General features: G+C 66.8%; 19 protein-coding genes. 12 read left to right on the top strand and 7 right to left on the bottom strand.

All coding sequences use genetic code 11. From position 1 onward, the window contains the following. Positions 1-66: 66 nt before the first annotated feature. Entirely contained in the window at positions 67-567 is a 501-nt protein-coding gene (locus CYJ10_RS17965; RefSeq protein WP_101682835.1) for a helix-turn-helix transcriptional regulator, read from the top strand. Here the strand turns inward: CYJ10_RS17965 and CYJ10_RS17960 are convergent. Next, positions 557-1,048: a Fur family transcriptional regulator gene (locus CYJ10_RS17960; RefSeq protein ID WP_180862971.1), complete on the bottom strand. Its 492-nt coding sequence runs from the start codon at positions 1,046-1,048 to the stop codon at positions 557-559. The genes CYJ10_RS17965 and CYJ10_RS17960 overlap by 11 nt on opposite strands. A 350-nt stretch (positions 1,049-1,398) precedes the next feature. Here CYJ10_RS17960 and CYJ10_RS17955 point away from each other — a divergent pair, with 350 nt between their 5' ends. The 8 genes from CYJ10_RS17955 (at position 1,399) to CYJ10_RS17920 (ending at position 9,141) form a co-directional block, all read left to right on the top strand. Then, on the top strand, positions 1,399-2,133 hold the full coding sequence (locus CYJ10_RS17955; protein WP_101682833.1) for a response regulator: 735 nt from the start codon (positions 1,399-1,401) through the stop codon (positions 2,131-2,133). Next, the gene (locus CYJ10_RS17950; RefSeq protein WP_101682832.1) at positions 2,133-3,515 is read left to right on the top strand and encodes an ATP-binding protein; all 1,383 of its coding nucleotides are present in this window, start codon (positions 2,133-2,135) and stop codon (positions 3,513-3,515) included. The genes CYJ10_RS17955 and CYJ10_RS17950 overlap by 1 nt, the downstream gene beginning before the upstream one ends. Positions 3,516-3,744: 229 nt before the next feature. After that, positions 3,745-5,994 (top strand): TonB-dependent receptor, encoded by a 2,250-nt coding sequence (locus CYJ10_RS17945; protein ID WP_180862970.1) that lies wholly within the window; start codon positions 3,745-3,747, stop codon positions 5,992-5,994. 127 nt (positions 5,995-6,121) lie between these two features. Beyond that, positions 6,122-6,808, top strand: a complete 687-nt coding sequence (locus CYJ10_RS17940) for a Fe2+-dependent dioxygenase (RefSeq protein ID WP_101682831.1) — start codon at positions 6,122-6,124, stop codon at positions 6,806-6,808. 198 nt (positions 6,809-7,006) lie between these two features. Continuing rightward, positions 7,007-7,477: a RidA family protein gene (locus tag CYJ10_RS17935; RefSeq protein WP_101682830.1), complete on the top strand. Its 471-nt coding sequence runs from the start codon at positions 7,007-7,009 to the stop codon at positions 7,475-7,477. Positions 7,478-7,491: 14 nt separating this feature from the next. Continuing rightward, complete coding sequence (locus CYJ10_RS17930) at positions 7,492-8,010, top strand: cupin domain-containing protein (RefSeq protein WP_219621476.1); 519 nt, start codon at positions 7,492-7,494, stop codon at positions 8,008-8,010. 9 nt (positions 8,011-8,019) lie between these two features. Continuing rightward, positions 8,020-8,682, top strand: a complete 663-nt coding sequence (locus CYJ10_RS17925) for a DsbA family protein (protein ID WP_101682829.1) — start codon at positions 8,020-8,022, stop codon at positions 8,680-8,682. Positions 8,683-8,745: 63 nt separating this feature from the next. Further along, entirely contained in the window at positions 8,746-9,141 is a 396-nt protein-coding gene (locus CYJ10_RS17920) for a nuclear transport factor 2 family protein (RefSeq protein ID WP_101682828.1), read from the top strand. Between the two features lie 232 nt (positions 9,142-9,373). Here CYJ10_RS17920 and CYJ10_RS17915 read toward each other — a convergent pair whose 3' ends face one another. After that, the gene (locus tag CYJ10_RS17915) at positions 9,374-10,006 is read right to left on the bottom strand and encodes a LysE family translocator (protein WP_101682827.1); all 633 of its coding nucleotides are present in this window, start codon (positions 10,004-10,006) and stop codon (positions 9,374-9,376) included. 105 nt (positions 10,007-10,111) lie between these two features. On the opposite strand from CYJ10_RS17915, the gene CYJ10_RS17910 reads away from it, so the two are divergent. From CYJ10_RS17910 to CYJ10_RS17900, 3 genes are all read left to right on the top strand, one after another. Beyond that, positions 10,112-10,978 carry a LysR substrate-binding domain-containing protein gene (locus CYJ10_RS17910; RefSeq protein ID WP_101682826.1) on the top strand — a complete coding sequence of 289 codons (867 nt, stop codon included), beginning with the start codon at positions 10,112-10,114 and terminating at the stop codon, positions 10,976-10,978. A gap of 113 nt (positions 10,979-11,091) precedes the next feature. Then, positions 11,092-12,279, top strand: a complete 1,188-nt coding sequence (locus tag CYJ10_RS17905; RefSeq protein ID WP_101682825.1) for a thiolase family protein — start codon at positions 11,092-11,094, stop codon at positions 12,277-12,279. 9 nt (positions 12,280-12,288) lie between these two features. Continuing rightward, a complete protein-coding gene (locus CYJ10_RS17900; RefSeq protein ID WP_101682824.1) occupies positions 12,289-13,212 on the top strand; it encodes a 2-dehydropantoate 2-reductase in 924 nt (307 codons plus the stop codon). A gap of 19 nt (positions 13,213-13,231) precedes the next feature. On the opposite strand, the gene CYJ10_RS17895 is transcribed toward CYJ10_RS17900, so the two are convergent. The 5 genes from CYJ10_RS17895 to CYJ10_RS17880 all read right to left on the bottom strand — a co-directional run bounded on the left by CYJ10_RS17895 (position 13,232) and on the right by CYJ10_RS17880 (position 17,648). Beyond that, positions 13,232-14,008 (bottom strand): SDR family oxidoreductase, encoded by a 777-nt coding sequence (locus tag CYJ10_RS17895; protein WP_101682823.1) that lies wholly within the window; start codon positions 14,006-14,008, stop codon positions 13,232-13,234. Then, complete coding sequence (locus CYJ10_RS33815; protein ID WP_146002072.1) at positions 14,005-14,232, bottom strand: hypothetical protein; 228 nt, start codon at positions 14,230-14,232, stop codon at positions 14,005-14,007. Before CYJ10_RS33815 ends, CYJ10_RS17895 begins: the two co-directional genes overlap by 4 nt. A 28-nt stretch (positions 14,233-14,260) precedes the next feature. Beyond that, entirely contained in the window at positions 14,261-15,799 is a 1,539-nt protein-coding gene (locus CYJ10_RS17890; RefSeq protein ID WP_257993414.1) for a DHA2 family efflux MFS transporter permease subunit, read from the bottom strand. Positions 15,800-15,900: 101 nt separating this feature from the next. Continuing rightward, the gene (locus CYJ10_RS17885; protein WP_101682821.1) at positions 15,901-17,055 is read right to left on the bottom strand and encodes an HlyD family secretion protein; all 1,155 of its coding nucleotides are present in this window, start codon (positions 17,053-17,055) and stop codon (positions 15,901-15,903) included. Continuing rightward, positions 17,052-17,648, bottom strand: coding sequence for a winged helix-turn-helix transcriptional regulator (locus tag CYJ10_RS17880; protein WP_101682962.1), 597 nt, complete (start codon positions 17,646-17,648; stop codon positions 17,052-17,054). The genes CYJ10_RS17885 and CYJ10_RS17880 overlap by 4 nt, the downstream gene beginning before the upstream one ends. Between the last annotated feature and the right edge of the window lie 13 nt (positions 17,649-17,661).

Below are 17,661 nucleotides of genomic sequence, written 5' to 3'. Positions count from 1 at the left end.
ACATTTACGGGCGCCTGTGTCGGTTCTGTTACGGTTCTCCGAGCGGGCATCTATCCGGACGCGTCGATGCCCTACAAACTTCCTTTTCTGCTGATGGTGTTTCCGGCCTACCAGGCCTGGGACCTGTATCAACTGCTTCATAGCGGCCCGTCCTATCACCTGCTGACCGAGATCGCCGCCACGGCCGCCTTCCTGGTGGTCCTGTACCTGGTGGTCCGCGACCGCCGACGCGCCGCGCACGAGTTCGAGATGCTCAAGGCGTCCGCCGATGCGGCGACACGGGCCCATGCCGAGCGCGACGAGGCGTCGCAGCAGTCCACGCGCGATTTTCTGAAGTCGATGCAGGCGCAGTTCGAGGCCTGGAAGCTCACGCCAGCCGAGAAGGATGTGGCGCTGCTACTGGTGAAGGGCCTGTCGCTGGAGGAAATCGCAGGCGTCCGGGAGAGCGGGGCCAAGACTGTGCGGCAGCATGCCGCCAACGTCTATGCCAAGGCCAAGCTCGATGGCCGGCACCAGCTTGCGGCCTATTTTTTTGAAGATTTGCTGGTACCGGCGGTCAGCCGTTGAGTGATGCTGACGCGGCTCGGCCCAGTCGACCGGCCGGCGGCCGGACATCGGTGGCCAACGCCGCCTGGCAATCGGCGCAAAGCCCGGGCAGCGCGAGATCGACTTTGGCGGGCGCCAGGCCGTGCGCGTGGAAGTGCCGGCTGACGGTCTGCTCCAGGGCGGCGTCGAACACTTCGGTCAGGCTGGCGCAACGTGTGCAATACAAGTGACGGTGAACGGGCTGGTCGGCCAGTTCGTAAAACGTCATCGAACGGTTTTTCTTGTCCGATACCACCACGCGCGCCAGCGGCCCCAGATCGGCCAGGTCGTAAATGGCTTTCTTGAAAGAGGAAATGGACTGGCCGTCATTGCGCCTGAGCATCGCCGCGCAAAGCTGTTCGGGATTCAAATGCCGGTGCGGCGATGCCAGAAGAATTTCCATTAGCGCCAGGCGCGCGGCATTGGCCGTGAGACGGTGGGTCTCCAGCAGCTGAATGGACAATGGGTGCTTTTCGCCAGGCATTTCCGGAATATCAGGGCGCTCGGTTTCGGCCGGGCGGCCGCAAATGGCCGCCGCAGCGGGTGGCCACGCAGGCTAGCCGTTGCCGCCGTCGCATGACAATGCCAAATGGGCGGGATCGGGACATTCGTCCCATGCCAACCGTACGTCTGTCCCGATGCGCATTGGCTTGCAGGGCGGGCTTGGGCCGCGGAGGAAACGTCGGGCAGGCTAGCCGACGTTCGTTAGCCGGACATTAATTCGTGGCTGGCGCAGGGCAAACGGGTGCCGACGAAGTCGCGTTCGGTAGCATTTCGATAATGATTCGTATTTGAAGAAAAACTGAGTAACGCATGGACATACGCCCCCGGATACTGGTCGTCGACGACCACAAGAACATTCGTGATCCGTTGGCCACCTATATGCGTCGTTTCGATTTTGATGTCGAGGCAGTCGGGGACGGCAAGGCCATGCGTCAGCGCCTGGACGAGCGCAGTTTCAACCTGATCGTCCTGGACATCATGCTGCCCGGGGAAAATGGCCTGTCGCTGTGCCGCTATGTATCGGAGCACGTGGGCACGCCGGTAATCCTGCTGACGGCGGTGACCGAGCAGGCCGACCGCATTGCCGGACTGGAAATCGGCGCCGACGATTATGTCGTCAAGCCTTTCGATCCGCGCGAACTGGTGGCGCGTATCCGCAGCGTGCTGCGGCGCAACCGGACCCTGGTGCCCGCTGCCGTGCCAGAGCCGTCGGCCCAGCCCGACTGCCGCTTCATCTTCAGCGGCTGGACGTTCGATACCGCCACGCGGGAACTGCGCAATCCAGGCGACGAGGTCGTGCCGCTGAGTACCGCCGAATTCCATCTGTTGCGGGCGTTCGTGGACAACGCCAATCGCGTGCTGAGCCGCAGCCAGCTGCTTGACCTGACCCAGCGGTCCGAAACCGTGGCGTTCGATCGCAGTGTCGACAGCCAGGTAAGCCGCCTGCGCAAGAAGCTGGAACCGGACCCCCGGCGGCCGGGCATGCTCAAGACCGTGCGGGGTGACGGCTATCTGCTGGCGACCCGGGTCACGCTCGAACACTGATGAAGCTGTTTCCAAGAAACCTGTCGGGCCAGCTGGTGGCCCTCTGGCTGCTGGCCATGCTGGCGGCACACGTGATCGCCGTGCTCGTGCTGTCATGGTGGCGGGCCGATAACATCACGATTCACCCGCTGTCCGTCCGCACCATCGAGACCCGCGTGCTGTCCGCGTACCGCGTGGCCGCGCGTGCGGATGACCCCGGCGAATGGCTGGCCGACATCAGCCTGCCCGACTCCGCGTTCGGGCTGGCGACCCGGCCCATGGCCACCGTGGACACCATGAACGGGCAGGAACAGGCGCTGGCGCAGCGCCTGCGTCGCCTGCTCGGTGTGCCGGAGAACGCGCCCCTGTACGTGCGGCTGCGCCAGGTGGACCCCGTGCCCGGCGCTGCTGCTGCCGAAGACCGTGGCAACTGGCTGGAAAAAGCGTTTCGCGGCACGCAGGCCACGGCGCTGGATGTCGATGTCCGGCTGCCGCAGGGCCAATGGCTGCACAGCCAACACTGGCCGACCATGTTGCCGGCCCACTGGTCGCGGGTGCTGAGCTTCTCGCTGGTGGTCGGCATGTTGCCGACGGCGTTGATTGCACTGCTGTTCGGCCGCCGCATCATGGGGCCGCTGCGACGGCTGACCGACGCCTCGCAGCGCGTCAGCCGGGGCGAGCAGGTCATCCTGCCCGCGCCGGAGGGGCTCAGCGGCGTGCGGGAAATCACGAAGGCGTTCAACGACATGCAGCAAAGCCTGGTGCGATTCGTCAATGGGCGCACGCAGATGATTGCCGCCATCGGCCATGACCTGCGCACGCCGCTGACATCGTTGCGCATCCGGGCCGAACTGATCGACGACGCCGAGCTGCGCGATGCGATGGTGCAGACCATCGACGAAATGGGCGTCATGGTGGAAGAGACGCTGCGCTTTGCGCGCGACGAGGCGCTGCATGAGCCCACACAGGACGTGCAGATCTGCGATCTGGTGCGCGACGTGGTGGACAACCAGACCATCCAGGGCCGCAATGTGACCTGGACCAGCCAGGTGGATGCGGGCATGTTCTACCGCTGCCGGCCCGTGCATCTGAAACGGGCGCTGGGCAACGTCATCGACAACGCGGTACGCCACGGCAATGTCTGTGTGAGGGTCCTGGCCGATTCGGTCAGCCGGTCCCTGCGCATCGAGATCGAGGACGACGGGCCCGGTATCGACCCGGACCAGCTAGAACGGGTCTTCGAGCCGTTCACCCGCCTGGACTCGGCGCGGAGCATGGATAGCGGCGGCGTGGGCCTTGGGCTGGCCATCGCCCGCTCGTGCATTCGCGCGCATGGCGGCGATATCTCGCTGCAAAACCGCCAGGAAGGCGGCATCCGGGCATCGATCGAACTGCCCAACTAGCCGCCGGCGCAGCCGTGACGGGGCATGTGGCCGTCATGCGACTGCCACAATTCGCCACAATCGAGCAAACCTGCACAACATCAAATAGCAATCATTCTCGTTTTGACGTGATTGCCATGCCTGCCGTCCGGCAGGGGCGTTGTGCAACCTCTTTGACGGGGAGTGTTGAAGGTCCAGCCGAAGCACGGCAGCACGTCGGGTCCGAAACTCAATCGTGCTGGAGTCTTCCGTGCAGCAAAAGAAAATCTCGAATGCCATCCGCCTGCTGGTCTCAGGCGCTTCCGCGGGCCTGGTCATGGTCCCACTGGCCGTCCATGCGCAGACGGCCGCCAATGCCGTCCCGGCCGGCGGCACCAGCGTGCTGCCGCAGGTGACCGTCATCGGCCAGGGTATCGGCAACGCCAACGCGGCGCCGACCGGCATCTCCCGCCTGCCCGAGACCGTCAAGGAAACGCCGAAGACGATCAACGTCGTGCCGCAGGAGGTCATCGAGCAGCAGCACGCCACGTCGCTGGAGCAGATCCTCAAGAACGTGCCCGGCATCACGATTTCGACGGGCGAGGGCAACGGCGGCCAGAACGGCGACCAGTTCCGCATCCGGGGTTTGTCGGCCAAGGGCGATATCTACGTGGATGGCCTGCGCGACTTTGGCGCCTACAAGCGCGATGCATTCAATACCGAGAGTGTCGAAGTCATCAAGGGGCCGTCGGGCGAGAGCTTCGGCGTCGGTAATGTGGGCGGGCTGATCAACCAGACCACCAAGAAGGCGAACCTGCACACCAGTACCAGCATCGACCAGGGCATGGCGTCGGATGCCACGTACCGCACCACGCTGGACAGCAACTTCAAGCTCAACGACACCTCGGCGCTGCGCATCAACGGCATGTTCCAGAACGGCCGCGTGGCTGACCGCGACCACGTCGATGACGACCGGCGCGGCGTGGCCATCGACTTCGGTACGGGCCTTGGCACCAGCACCGAATGGCATCTGAACTATTCGTACCTGCACCGCAGCGGCGCGCCCGACTACGGCGTGTCGGTGGCCCAGGGCGCCGATGGCTTCTATCGGCCGCTGACCGAATACGGCGTGCCCGGCGTGTCGTCGTCCACGTCCTACGTCCGCAATACCGACCGCGACACCACCGACGCCCACATCGTCTCGTCCAACTTCATGACGAAGCTCGACAACGGCATCACCCTCAGCAATGACACGCGGTTCAGCTTCTACGAGCGCGATTTCTCGTCGACCAACCCGGCGGCGCTGACGTACGCCAACCTGCAGACGCTGCTGTCGGGCCGCAACCTGGCGCTGCCCTACGCGGCGGGTGGCGGGGTGACGTACCTGCAGCGCGGCTGGGGCATCCAGAACGTGCTGAGCGCCAAGGGCGAGTTCCATACCGGCAGCATCCGCCACAAGGCGATGGTGGGCCTGGACACGATCTACCAGCGCGACCACCGCGACCAGGGCACCTGGACGGGCCGCATGAACAACCAGACCGTGGTCAATCCGGTGTTCTACAACAGCCCGAATGCCACGGTGGCCTATAACTCGACGCGCGACGCCAACTCCACCGATATCGGTGTGTTCATGAGCGACCGCGTGTACCTGAACGACCAGGTCTCGCTGCTGGGCAGCCTGCGCTGGGACTACTTCCGCAGCGAATATTCGACCAGCGCGTCGTCGCTGGGTGGCTCGGCGGACGCGAAGAAGCTGAGCCCGGCCATCAGTGCCATCTGGGAGCCGACCAAGGACTACATGTTCTACACGTCGTTCTCGCGCACGTACCGGCCGGTGGGTACCGACATCGCCGTGGCCGTCGGCGGCGTGGCGTCCGAGGTGCCGCAAAATGGCTTCAGCAACGAGCCCGAGCGCGCCGATACCGTCGAAGTGGGCGCCAAGCTCGACTTCCTGGACAAGCGCCTGGGCGTGACCGGCGCGCTGTTCCAGACCAAGAAGACCAACGCCTACACGGTGGACCCGACCACGGGTGACATCACGAACGGTTTCTCCGATTCTGGCGAGGGCCGCCGCATTCGTGGCCTGGAACTGGGACTGAGCGGCCGCATCGTGGGCGGCTGGACCGCCAACGTGGCCTATGCGTACCTGAATGGCGAGGTCACGTCGGCAACCACCGCGTCCACCGTGGGCAACACGGCGCCGGGTGTGTCGCGCCACAACGTCACGCTGTGGACGGCCTATGACATCCCCCATTCGCTGCTGCCGGTGCCGGGCCAGCTGACCATTGGCGGCGGGCTGCAGTACGCCACGGGCTACTGGGCCGATTCGGCGAATACGACGAAGATGCCGGACAACTTCGCGCTGGACGCCATGATCGCGTACAAGCAGGGCAAGTACCGCATCTCCCTGAACGGCTACAACCTGACGAACCACCTGAACTATCAGTCGTCGTTCGGCGCCGTGCGCGCGGTGCCCACGTCGCGCCGCACGTTCCTGCTCAACGTAGGCATGACGTTCTGACGGCAGCCGTCAGCGCCGCGAAGCCGCTACCATGGCGGTTTCGCGGCCGCCGCCGCCCGCGTTCCATTGCGCCGTTACTCCCGTTCCACTACTTCATTACTCCCTCCGGTTCATCCGGTCCCATCCCATGCTTGTCCAGATTCCCGATGTCCTGACGCCCGAAGAGATCCGCTACTGCCGCGAGCGCCTGGAGCGCTCCGCCTGGGTGGACGGCCGCGTCACGGCCGGCGATCTGGCCGCCCGCTCGAAGCACAACCTGCAACTGCCGGTGGACAGCGCCGAGGCGCGCGAACTGGGCGAGCTGATCCTGACGGCGTTGGGCCGCAGCCCGAAGTACCACTCGGCGGCGCTGCCGCTGCGCGTGCTGCCGCCGATGTTCAATCGCTACGAAAGCGCGATGACGTTCGGCACGCATGTCGACAATGCCATCCGCACCGTGCCCGGCAGCGGCGGCATGCGCATTCGCGCCGATGTGTCGAGCACCCTGTTCCTGTCGGACCCCGACGAATACGACGGCGGCGAACTGGTCATCAAGGACCTGTACGGATCCCATACCGTCAAGCTGCCGGCGGGGCATCTGGTGGTCTATCCGGCGTCGTCGCTGCACGCGGTCACGCCGGTCACGCGCGGGGCGCGCTGGGCGTCGTTCTTCTGGGCGCAGTCGATGGTCAAGGACGACGGCCAGCGCAGCATGCTCTACGAACTGGACCTGGCCATCATCGACATCCGCCAGCGGCTCGGCGACGATCAGGACGCCGTGCTGGCCCTGGTGAACCACTACCACAACCTGCTGCGGCGCTGGGCCGAGCTCTGACCGGCTTCCCGCCGACGCATTTCTGTCGCCTCCGCCCCCCTCGCGCCGCCCCGTGCTGGACGGCGCACTTGTTCCTCCGTGTATCAATTCATGTTCTGCCGGGTCCGTTTATCGGCACACGGGTGACTCCTATAGTGGGTTCCACGCGAACGGCGCACCGCGCCGATGCAGCAGGAAACCCATGATCGAGGAGTCACCATGTCCGTCGAAGCAAAACTGGCCGCACGCGGCCTGACGTTGCCGCCACCCCCGCAGCCGCTTGGCAGCTATACCGCCGTGAGCCGCGCGGGCGATCTGCTGTTCATCTCCGGCCAGTTGCCGCTGCAGGACGGCAAGGTCGTCTGGCAGGGCCAGGTCGGTCGCGACCTGACCGTGGCCGAAGGCAAGCAGGCCGCCCAGTTGGCGGCGCTGAACGTGCTGGCGCAGATCCACGCGCACCTGGGCGGCTTCGAGCGCCTTGACCATATCGTGCGTGTGGAAGGCTACGTGACCAGCGCCCCGGGCATGCTGGACCAGCCCGCAGTCGTGGACGGCGCATCGGACCTGTTCGCCGATGTGCTGGGCGAAAAGGCCGGCCATGCCCGCGCGGTCTATGCGCAGACCCAGCAGCCGGCCAACGCGGCGGTGATCCTCGTGGTCATCGCGCAGGTCAAGCCGGGTCACGCCTGAGCAGGGGACGAATCATGAATCCGAAAGCCATCCGAACGGGTGCGGCCCTGGCCATTGCGGCGGCCTTGCTTGGTGCTGCCACCGCTGGCGCTGCCGGCCTCTCGCCGAAATCGAACGGCGCCATCCTGCAGGAAGACATCAAGTGGTCGTCGTTCCCCGCGTTCCCGAAGCGCGCGCAACTGGCCGTGCTGGTGGGCGATCCGGCCCAGCCGGGCCCGTATGTGGTGCGCGTGAGCGTGCCGGCCGGCGTCAAGCTGATGCCCCATGTGCATCCTGAAGACCGCATCTACACGGTGATCTCGGGCGTGTTCTACATCGGCATCGGCGACGAGTTCGCGCCGCAGAAGCTGGTGGCCTATCCGCCCGGCAGCGTGGTGGTGCTGCCCGGCGGCACCCCGCATTTCCATTGGGCCAGGTCCGGTGGCTACGTCACGCAGGTCACGGGCAACGGCCCGCTGGGTATCGACTACGTCCACGCCGAGGACGATCCGCGCCAGAAGCAGGGTGCCGGTCTGACGCAACAAGGCAATTAGGAAACAACAATGGAACTGATCTTTATCGGCGACCCGATGTGCTCGTGGTGCTACGGCTTCGGCAAGGAAATGACGGCGCTGCAGCAGCGCTTTCCGGATATTCCGGTGCGCATCGTGGTGGGCGGCATTCGCGCCGGTGCCACCGATGTACTGGACGAAGCCGGCAAGCGCTTCCGCCTGCAGCACTGGACCCGCGTGGAGACCGCCAGCGGTCTGCCGTTCAACCGCGAAGCCTTCCGGGCCCGCCAAGGCTTTGTCTACGATACCGAGCCGATCTGCCGGGCCGTGGTCACGGCGCGCCGACTTGCGCCTCAGGCCGATCTGGTGGCCGTTTTCCGCGCGCTGCAGCATGCGTTCTACGTGGACGGGCTGGACACCACCAACGGGCGGGTGCTGGCGGCGGTGGCTACCGACGCGCTGGCGCTGCAGCAGCATGACATCGATACGGCGGCCTTCCTGGCCGACTGGGGCAGTCAGCCGGCCATCGACGAAACGGCCGAGGACTTCCGCACCGCGCGCCTGTGGGGCGTCAGCAGCTTCCCGACGCTGGCGCTACGCATCGACAAGAAGCTCTATCAGGTGGCGGGTGGCTACGCGTCAGCCGACACCGTGGCCGAGCAGATCGAGCGGACACGCGCAGCGGTGAATGCCGCCGCAGCAGCCACCGAGTAAGCGCGCGGCACCCATGGAAGCAGGGGGGCGGCGTGGGCCGCCCCCACCAATCAGGAGCCCATCATGACCGTTTCCCGCCGCCGGGCGCCCGTGGATGGCGCGCATCAGCAGATCCTGCAGTTGCTGGAAAGCTATCTCGACGCGCTATACGACGGCGACGTCGCGTTGCTGCGTGCCACGTTCCACCCCGACGCATTGCTGTTTGCCGAAGTCCGGGGCGAGATCGTGCAGAAGACGCTCGACGCCTACCTGCAGGGCGTGGCCGGACGCGAAAGCCCGGCGTCGCGCAACGACCCCTATGGCATGTCGATCCTGTCGGTGGACGTGCTTGGCAAGATCGCCTCGGCCAAGGTGCGCGTCAGGGTGGCCGGCAACAACTACTACAACTTCCTGTCGCTGCTCAGCGTCGGCGGCGACTGGCAGATCGTCAACAAGCTCTATACCCATATCGACGACTGATCCGCGCGCGGGCGGTGCCACCCTATCCGAACGGATGAGGCGAATAAGCGTCCGGCAGAGGCGGCCGAGCCTCTTGTACAGCAGCCAGGTGGCGGCGCAACGGATACGATCAGGCATCGTTCTGACATCGTCCCGAGATACCGCCATGACGCTTTCCGTGATTGCCCGCTCCCTGTTCATCGAAACCAGTCGTCGCTATCTGCAGGCCGGCCTGCATGGGAGCATGGCGCCTTCAATGCGTCCAGTGCCAGAAATCGAGCGCCATCTTGGCGCCGAGCACGGTCAGGATGCCGCCCGCCACCCAGCGCTGCGCCAGCAGCCACTGCGGGCGGCCGGTCATTAGCGCCGCCGCACGGCCCGACGACATGGCCACCAGCGCGTTGACGCCGGCAAATGCCACGGTCAGCGCCAGGCCAAGCGACAGCGTCTGGCCCAGTACGCCGCCAGCCCGGTAGTCGATGAATTGCGGCAGGATCGACAGGAAGACCAGCGCCAGCTTCGGGTTGAGCAGGCTCGTCATCGCTCCCATCGCAAACAGCCGGCGTGGCGGTTCGCTGGCGACCGCCTGCACCTGCAGCGGCGAGCGGCCACCGGGCCGCAGCATCTGCCAGGCCATGTACAGCAGGTAGACGGCACCCGCCAGGCCCAGCAAACGCCCCGCGCCGGGAATCGCCAGAAATAAAGCGCTGATGCCGAAGGCGGCGCTGAGCATATAGGTCAGGTATCCCAGCATCACGCCCGCCAGCGAAATCAGGCCGGCGCGAGTGCCCTGCGAGACCGAGCGCGCCATCACGTAGACCATGTTGGGCCCCGGCGTGACCGCCAGCAGGCCGCCCACGGCCAGGAATTCGTACATCGTTCTCATCGGCGTCCACCCGCGTCGTTCATCGGCAATGGCGGCAGTATCGATTTCCGCGATAAATAAGTAAAACGGGATATATTGATCGCATTATTCAGATTATCTGATGCGATGAAGAAGCTCGATCTCGACGTCCTGGAGATGGTGGTGGCCGTGGCCGAGGCCGGCTCGTTTGCACGGGCGGCAGAAGCGCTGCACCGGTCGCCGTCTGCGGTCAGCATGCAGATCAAGACCATCGAGGATGTACTGGGCAGGCCGCTGTTCGTGCGGACCACCCGCAACGTGGCGTTGACCGACGACGGCCGGACGCTGGTCGACTACGGCCGGCGCATGCTGTCGATGCGCGAGGAAGCCTGGGCAGCCGTGGTGCGGCCCGAGGTTCGCGGCCGGGTCACGATCGGCGTGCCGGACGACTATGCGTCGTCACTGCTGCCCACGGTGCTGCGCAAGTTCGCGGCCGCGCATCCGCGCGTGGAAATCCGCGTCGTCGGGATGGCCAGCAATGCGCTGGTGCCGCTGCTCAAGGACAACACGCTCGACCTAGCGTGCCTGACGAAGACGCGCGGCGTTACCGGCGAAACGATCCGGCAGGAGCCGATGGCGTGGGTGGCGGCGCGCGGCGGCAGGCCCATCTGGAAGGAACGGCCGCTGCCGATTGCGGTGTTCGCTCCGGGTAGCGCGGCGCGCGCGCATGCCATCGCGGCGCTGCAGCAGGCCAGTATCCGCTATCGCACATCGTATGAAAGTCCGAGCCTGCTGGGCCTGATCAGCATGGTCGAGGCCGGCCTGGCGGTGGCGCCGCTGGCGCGCTGCAGTATCCCGGCGCATCTGGCCGTGCTCGGCGAAGCAGACGGCCTGCCGCCGTTGCCGGCGCTGGACGTGGTGCTGGCCCGCAGCGCCGCATCGAACCGGCCGCCATGCGACTTCCTGGCCGAACAGATGCTGGCCGACCTGCGTACCGGATCGCCAGGTGTGTGACGCGTGACGCGCGGCGCGCATCGCCACGGCTCGCCATTAATAGATTGCACCCATCATGAAAACTGGAGTAGAGTCAAAGCTATCGTTATGCAAGTAACTGCATGGAGATGGCGATGAGTGCAAGGGAAGTCGTGTTGTGTCACCCGGTACGGACGGCGATCGGGGCTTTCAACGGATCGCTCAAGGCCACCCCGGCCACCGAGCTTGGCGCGGCAGTGATTCGTGAGTCGCTGCGCCGTGCCGGCATCGACGCCGCCGAAGTGGGCGGTGTCGTGTTCGGCAACGTGGTGCAGGCCGGCAATCGCATGAATCCGGCCCGGCAAGCCGCCCTGGGTGGCGGCCTGCCGGTGTCGGTGCCGGCGATGACGGTCAACCGGGTATGCGGTTCCGGCGCTCAGGCCATTGCCACGGCGGCGGACGAGATCCGCCTCGGCTACATGGACCTGGCAGTGGCGGGCGGCATGGAGAACATGGATCGCGCGCCCTACCTGATGCCGACCGGCCGCTGGGGCACCCGCATGGGCGACGCCACGCTGCACGACAGCATGCTGCTCGATGGGCTGCAGGACGCATTCTCGGGCCAGCATTCCGGCTGGCACACCGAAGACCTTGCCGCGCGCTACGCACTCAGTCGTGACGCGCAGGACCGCTGGGCGGAACGTTCGCAGTCACGCTTTGCCCAGGCGCAGGCGAATGGCCGCTTTGCCGGCCAGATCGTCGACGTGCCGCTGAAGACCCGCCAGGGCACCGTGGCGTTCAACGTCGACGAGGCGGCGCGCCGCGACACCACGTTGGAAGGGCTGTCCCGCCTGAAGCCGGCATTCCGTCCCGACGGCACCATTACCGCTGGCAACGCCCCAGGCATCAACAGCGGTGCCGCCGCCGTCCTGGTGGCGGATCGCGCTTTCGCCGAGCGCCGTGGCGTGGCGCCCCTGGCGCGGCTGGTGGCATACGGCGTGGGTGCGGTGGAGCCTGGCCTGTTCGGCCTGGGCCCGGTGTCCGCGGTACGCCAGGCGTTGCAACGGGCGGGATGGTCGCTCGGTGACGTCGAGCGCTTCGAGATCAACGAGGCCTTTGCGGCGGTGCCGCTGGCGGTGGCGGCCGAACTGGGCCTGCCGCACGACATCATCAACGTCGACGGGGGCGCCATCGCGCACGGCCATCCGATTGGCGCCACTGGCGCGGTGCTGACCACGCGACTGCTGTACGCGATGCAGGCGGACGGCATCCGGCGCGGCATCGTGACGCTTTGCATTGGCGGCGGGCAGGGCATTGCGCTCGCGCTGGAAACCATCTCCTGAGGGCAAGCTATGAAAATACTGGTACTGGGCGCCGGCGGCATGGGCGGATACTACGGCGCGCGGCTGATCGAGGCCGGCGCCGACGTCACCTTCCTGGTGCGGCCCCAACGGGCCGAGGCGCTGGCGCGGCACGGTCTGCGCGTACGCAGCGAACTGGGCAATTTCGAGGGCGCGGTGCGCACGGTGGTGGCCGATGAAGTGGGTTCCGGCCATGACCTGGTGCTGCTGGCCTGCAAGACCTACGACCTCGACGCGGCCATCGACGCCATCGCCCCGGCCATGACAGGCGGTGCGGCGGTGCTGCCGCTGCTCAATGGGCTGTCGGCCTACGACACGCTCGACCGGCGCTTTGGCCGGGACCACGTACTGGGCGGCGTGTCGTACATCGCCACCACGCTTGCGCCGGATGGCTCGATCCTGCACGCCGGGCGCGTGGACAAGCTCATTGTCGGCGCCCGCACGCAGGACACCCAGCCACTGGCAGACGGCTTCCACGCGCTGGTGTCGCGCACGCCGGGCGTACGAGCGCTGTCGACGGACATCGACCAGGAACTCTGGAACAAGTGGGTCATGATTGCCGCCGGCGCGTTGATGACCTGCCTGATGCGCGGCACGGTGGGCGATATCGTCAGGACGCGCGATGGACGTGCGCTGATGGAGCAGGCCATCGACGAATGCCGCGGCGTGGCGGAACTGAGCGGACACGCCTTGTCCGCAGGGGTGCTGGCCGATGTGCGCGGCCGTCTGCTTGACGAGACGTCGACATGGGCCGCGTCGATGATGCGTGATATTGCCCAGGGCGCCACGCGCATCGAAGCCGATGCAATCGTCGGCGACCTGATCGCGCGTGCGGCCCAGGCGGGTATCGACCTGCCGCTGAGCCGCACCGCCTTCTGCCACCTGCAGGTCTACCAGGGCAGGCAGGCGGCCTAGCGGCCTGCCTGCCAGGGGCCTACCAGCGTTCCATATACGGCCGCAGATCGAGCTCGAACGTCCACGCGTCGCGCGGCTGGGCGTGCAGGTACCAGTAGTTCTCGGCGATGTGGTCGGGGTCCAGGATGCCGTCCTGGTCCTTGAGCGCGTAGCGCTCCGGGAACGTGTCGCGGATAAAGGCGGTGTCGATGGCGCCGTCGACCACCACATGGGCCACGTGGATGTTGCGCGGGCCCAGTTCGCGCGCCATGCTCTGGGCCAGCGCACGCAGCGCGTGCTTGGCGCCGGCAAATGCCGCAAAGTTCGCGGCCCCGCGCAGCGCCGCCGTGGCGCCGGTGAACAGGATGGTGCCGCGTCCGCGCGCCACCATCCGGCGCGCGGCGGCCTGCCCGTTCAGGAAGCCGCTGAAGCACGCCATCTCCCAGATCTTGAAGTACTTGCGCGGCGTTTCTTCCAGGATGCTGCTCGGGACGTTGGCGCCGATATTGAACACCAGCACCTCGATGGGGCCGTGCTCGGACTCGATCTGCGCGAACAGCTGCGCCACGTCGTCTTCCTTGCGGGCGTCGCTGCTGTAGCCGAACGCCTGGCCGCCTTCGGCGCGGATGCCGTCGACCAGCGGCTGCAGCTTGTCGGCGGTGCGTCGGGTCACGCAGGCGATATAGCCTTCCCGGGCGAACCGTCGGGCGATGGCACCGCCGGTGGCGTCGCCCGCGCCAATGACCAGGGCAACCTTCGGATGGGTCTGGGTGGCGTCTGGCGCGGCTGTATCGGCTGTAGCGGCTGTAGCAGTCATGCTGTCTCCTGTTCTGGTGCTGAGTGTAGCGGTTGTCGTGCCACCGCGCCGGGCGTGCTGTCGTCAGCCGCGCCGGGCGCCCCAGGCATCCGGCAGTACTGGTTGTCGGCACGCGCGCAGCCCACCGACGTGTCGCGCGGGGGCCGGCCGGCGGCCCAGGCCGCCGATGCCGGGCTGGCGACGGCCAGCGCCGCCAGCAGCAGGGGAAGAACGGTACGCATCATCGCCTTGTCACCTTGTTGCGCTGTCGAGTCAGTGGGCATCGGCCGACGGTGCCTTGGGCGGCATCACCTTGCGCATCAGCGGCACCAGCGGTATCGCCACCACAAAGCACACCAGGATCACCATGAACGCATCGGCATAGGTCAGCGTATGGGCCTCGCGCATGGTCAGCGTCCACAGTTGGCGGATGGCCGCCGCGTTGCCGTCGCCGACCTCGTTGCTCAGCGTGGCCAGGCGCGCGGTGGACTGGCTCAGGAACTCGGTCATGGCTTCGTTGCGGATATTGAGGTGTTCGGCCAGGCGCAGGAAGTGCAGGTTGGTGCGGTCGTTCAGGATCGTCGCGCAGGCGGCGATGCCAATGGCGCCGCCCAGGTTGCGCATCAGGTTGAACAGGCCCGACGCCAGCTTCAGCCGCGCGGGTGGCAGGGCCCCCAGCGTCAGCGTCACCGTGGGGGCCACGGCAAACTGCTGCCCCATGCCACGCATGGCCTGCGGCAGCATCAGTTCGGCACTGCCCCAGTCATGGGTGATCGGCGCGAAGCTCCACATCGACAGCGCAAACAGGGCCAGGCCGAACATCAGCAGCCAGCGCAGGTCCACGCGGTTGGCCAGGAACGCGTAAATCGGGATGGACATCACCTGAAACAGGCCCGTGGAGAAGATGGCCAGACCGGTCTGCAGCGCGCTGTAACCGCGCACCTGCCCCAGGAACAGCGGTGTCAGGTAGATCGTGGCGAAGATGCCAATGCCCGTGACGAACGAGAAGAAGCAGCCCAGCGCGAAGTTGGGGTCCTTCAGCGCGCGCAGGTCTACCACCGGATTGGCGAACGTCAGGGACCGCCACAGGAAGCCGATGCCGGCGATGCCCGAGATCCAGGCCGTGGTCAGGATGGTCTGGTCGCCAAACCAGTCCCAGCGCGGCCCTTCTTCCAGCGTGTATTCCAGGCAGCCCAGGAACAGCGCCAGCATCGTCATGCCCAGGTAGTCGGCGCCCTTGAGCAGCGACCAGTCCGGACGGTCGATCTTGACCAGCATCGGCACCACGATGGTCACGAAGATGCCCGGCACGAGGTTGATGAAGAACAGCCAGTGCCACGAGAAGTTGTCGGTGATCCAGCCGCCCACCGTAGGCCCCAGCGTGGGCGCCAGCGACGCCAGGCCGCCGATGATGGCGGCGGCCGCCACGCGCTGGCGTCCGGCAAAGAACGCAAACGCCGTGGTGAAGACCATCGGGATCATCGACCCACCCAGAAAGCCCTGTGCGGCGCGGAAGGCGATCATGCTCTGGATGTTCCAGGCGATGCCGCAGAGCAGGCTGGTCAACGTGAAGCCTGCGGCCGACGCGGCAAACAGCCAGCGCGTGGACATCACGCGCGACAACCATCCGGACAGCGGAATGACGATGATCTCCGCGATCAGGTAGGCGGTCTGCACCCAGACCGTCTCGTCGGTGCCCGCGGACAGGCCGCCGCCGATGTCGCGCAACGACGCCGCGACGATCTGGATGTCGAGCAGCGCGATGAACATGCCCACGCACATCGTGCCGAAGGCCAGCACCCGGGTGGCCATGGGCAGGTCGGCCGGCGACGGCAGTGCGGGGGGCGCGACTTGCCCGGACGAGGCGGATGCGTTTGCGGCAGGCGCCACCGGGCTGGAGGAAACGGCTGAATTCATGACTGGCTCGGTGCGTGGTCCTGCTGCGGATCGTGGGCTTGCGCAGGGGCCTGCGCCGGCTCTGCATGGGTATCGATCTCGGCGACCACCGAAAGGCCGGGGCGCAGCAGGCCGAGTCGTGCGTCGGCATCGTCCAGCACGATGCGCACCGGCACGCGCTGCACGATCTTGGTGAAATTGCCGGTGGCGTTTTCAGGCGGCAGTACGCTGAACTGGGCGCCCGTGGCGGGGGCCAGGCTTTCCAGACGGCCATGGAACACCTTGCCGGGCATCACGTCGGCCACGATGGTGGCGCGCATCCCGGGCTTCATGTGGGCCAGCTGGCCCTCCTTGAAATTGGCATCGACCCACAGGCCCCGCGCGGGCACGATCGACAGCAACTGGCCGCCGCTTGGCGCATAGGCGCCCACGCGCGCACGGCGGTTACCCACCGTGCCGTCCACCGGCGCGCGCAGTTCCGTGTAGCCCAGGTTCAGGCGCGCCAGGTCGCGTTCGGCAATGGCCTGCGCCAGCGCCGCCTCGGCCTGCTGCCGCTGCGTGGCGATGACGTCGAGTTGCCGCCGGGCCGCCTCGACGCTGGCCTTCGCCTTCTGGCCGTTGGCAACCGACTGCTTGAAATCGGCATCGGCCTTCTGTGAACTCTGGATCGACACTGCCGACTTGGCCACCAGGCTTGCATAGCGCGCCTGGTCATCGCGGGCGCGCACGGTTTCCGCGTCGGTGGCGGCCACGTTGGCGCGGGCTTCGGCGATCACGGCGTCCTGCAGCTTGGCGCGGGCGTCGAGATTGGCGATCAGGGCCTGCTCGGATGCGACGGCGCCTTCGGCCTTGGCCACTGCGGCCTGGTAGTCGCGGTTGTCGATGCGCGCCAGCAGGTCGCCCGCGTGCACGGCCTGGTTGTCGGTCACCAGCACTTCGGTCAGATAGCCGGGCACCTTGGCCGCGATCAGCGTCACGTCGCCACCCACATAGGCGTCGTCGGTCTCCTGCACAAAGCGGGCATCGGTCCACCAGTGGTAGCCGTAGCCGGCGGCAACCAGCGCAATCAGCGCGCCGCCGGTGCGGATCAGCAGGGCCTTCCTGCCGGGCCGGGCCTTGGTCGGAGTGGCGTCGGCGGGCGCGCGATTGGCGGTTGTGGTGCTGCTAGTCATGAAAGGCTCCGTACTGAGAGAACGCCTGTGGCAGGCGCGAGAGGGGAGGTGTCGATGGGATCGGCCGGGACATCGGCCGGGGGGGCGGCCGGGATGGCCTGTGCCTGCGCCGTGGCCGAACGCTCCAGGCGCGCCCGCAGTGCCGGGCTGGCCGCAGGACCGGGGGCGATGTAGTGATCGGTTTCGGTGATGCGCTGGCCCGTGTCGGCGTCCACCAGCGCAATGCGCACGGCGCGGCCGGTCTGGCGCTCCACCAGCTGCACGGTGTCGGCCTGGTCCGCGAAGTGGCGCGTGCCCCAGTCCATCAGCATCAGCAGCACGGGCCGGAAGTCGCGGCCACGGGCGGTCAGGACGTAGTCGTCACGCGGCGGGTGGGCACTGTAGGGGCGGCGGGCCAGCAGGCCTTCATCCACCAGTTTGGTCAGCCGCCGCGTGAGCATGTTGGGCGCGATGCCTAGGCGCTTCTGGAAGTCGTCGAAACGGGTGGCGCCATAGAACGCCTCGCGCAGGATCAATACCGACCACGTGTCGCCCACCCGCTCTACCGCGCGGGCGGTGGGGCAGGCCGATTCCTTGTGTGACTTTCTCTGCATCGTCGTCACCTTC

The organism is Cupriavidus pauculus, assembly GCF_002858765.1.
In the GTDB taxonomy this organism is placed as follows: Bacteria; Pseudomonadota; Gammaproteobacteria; order Burkholderiales; family Burkholderiaceae; genus Cupriavidus; species Cupriavidus pauculus_B.
This window is presented reverse-complemented; position numbering and strand designations above follow the sequence as displayed.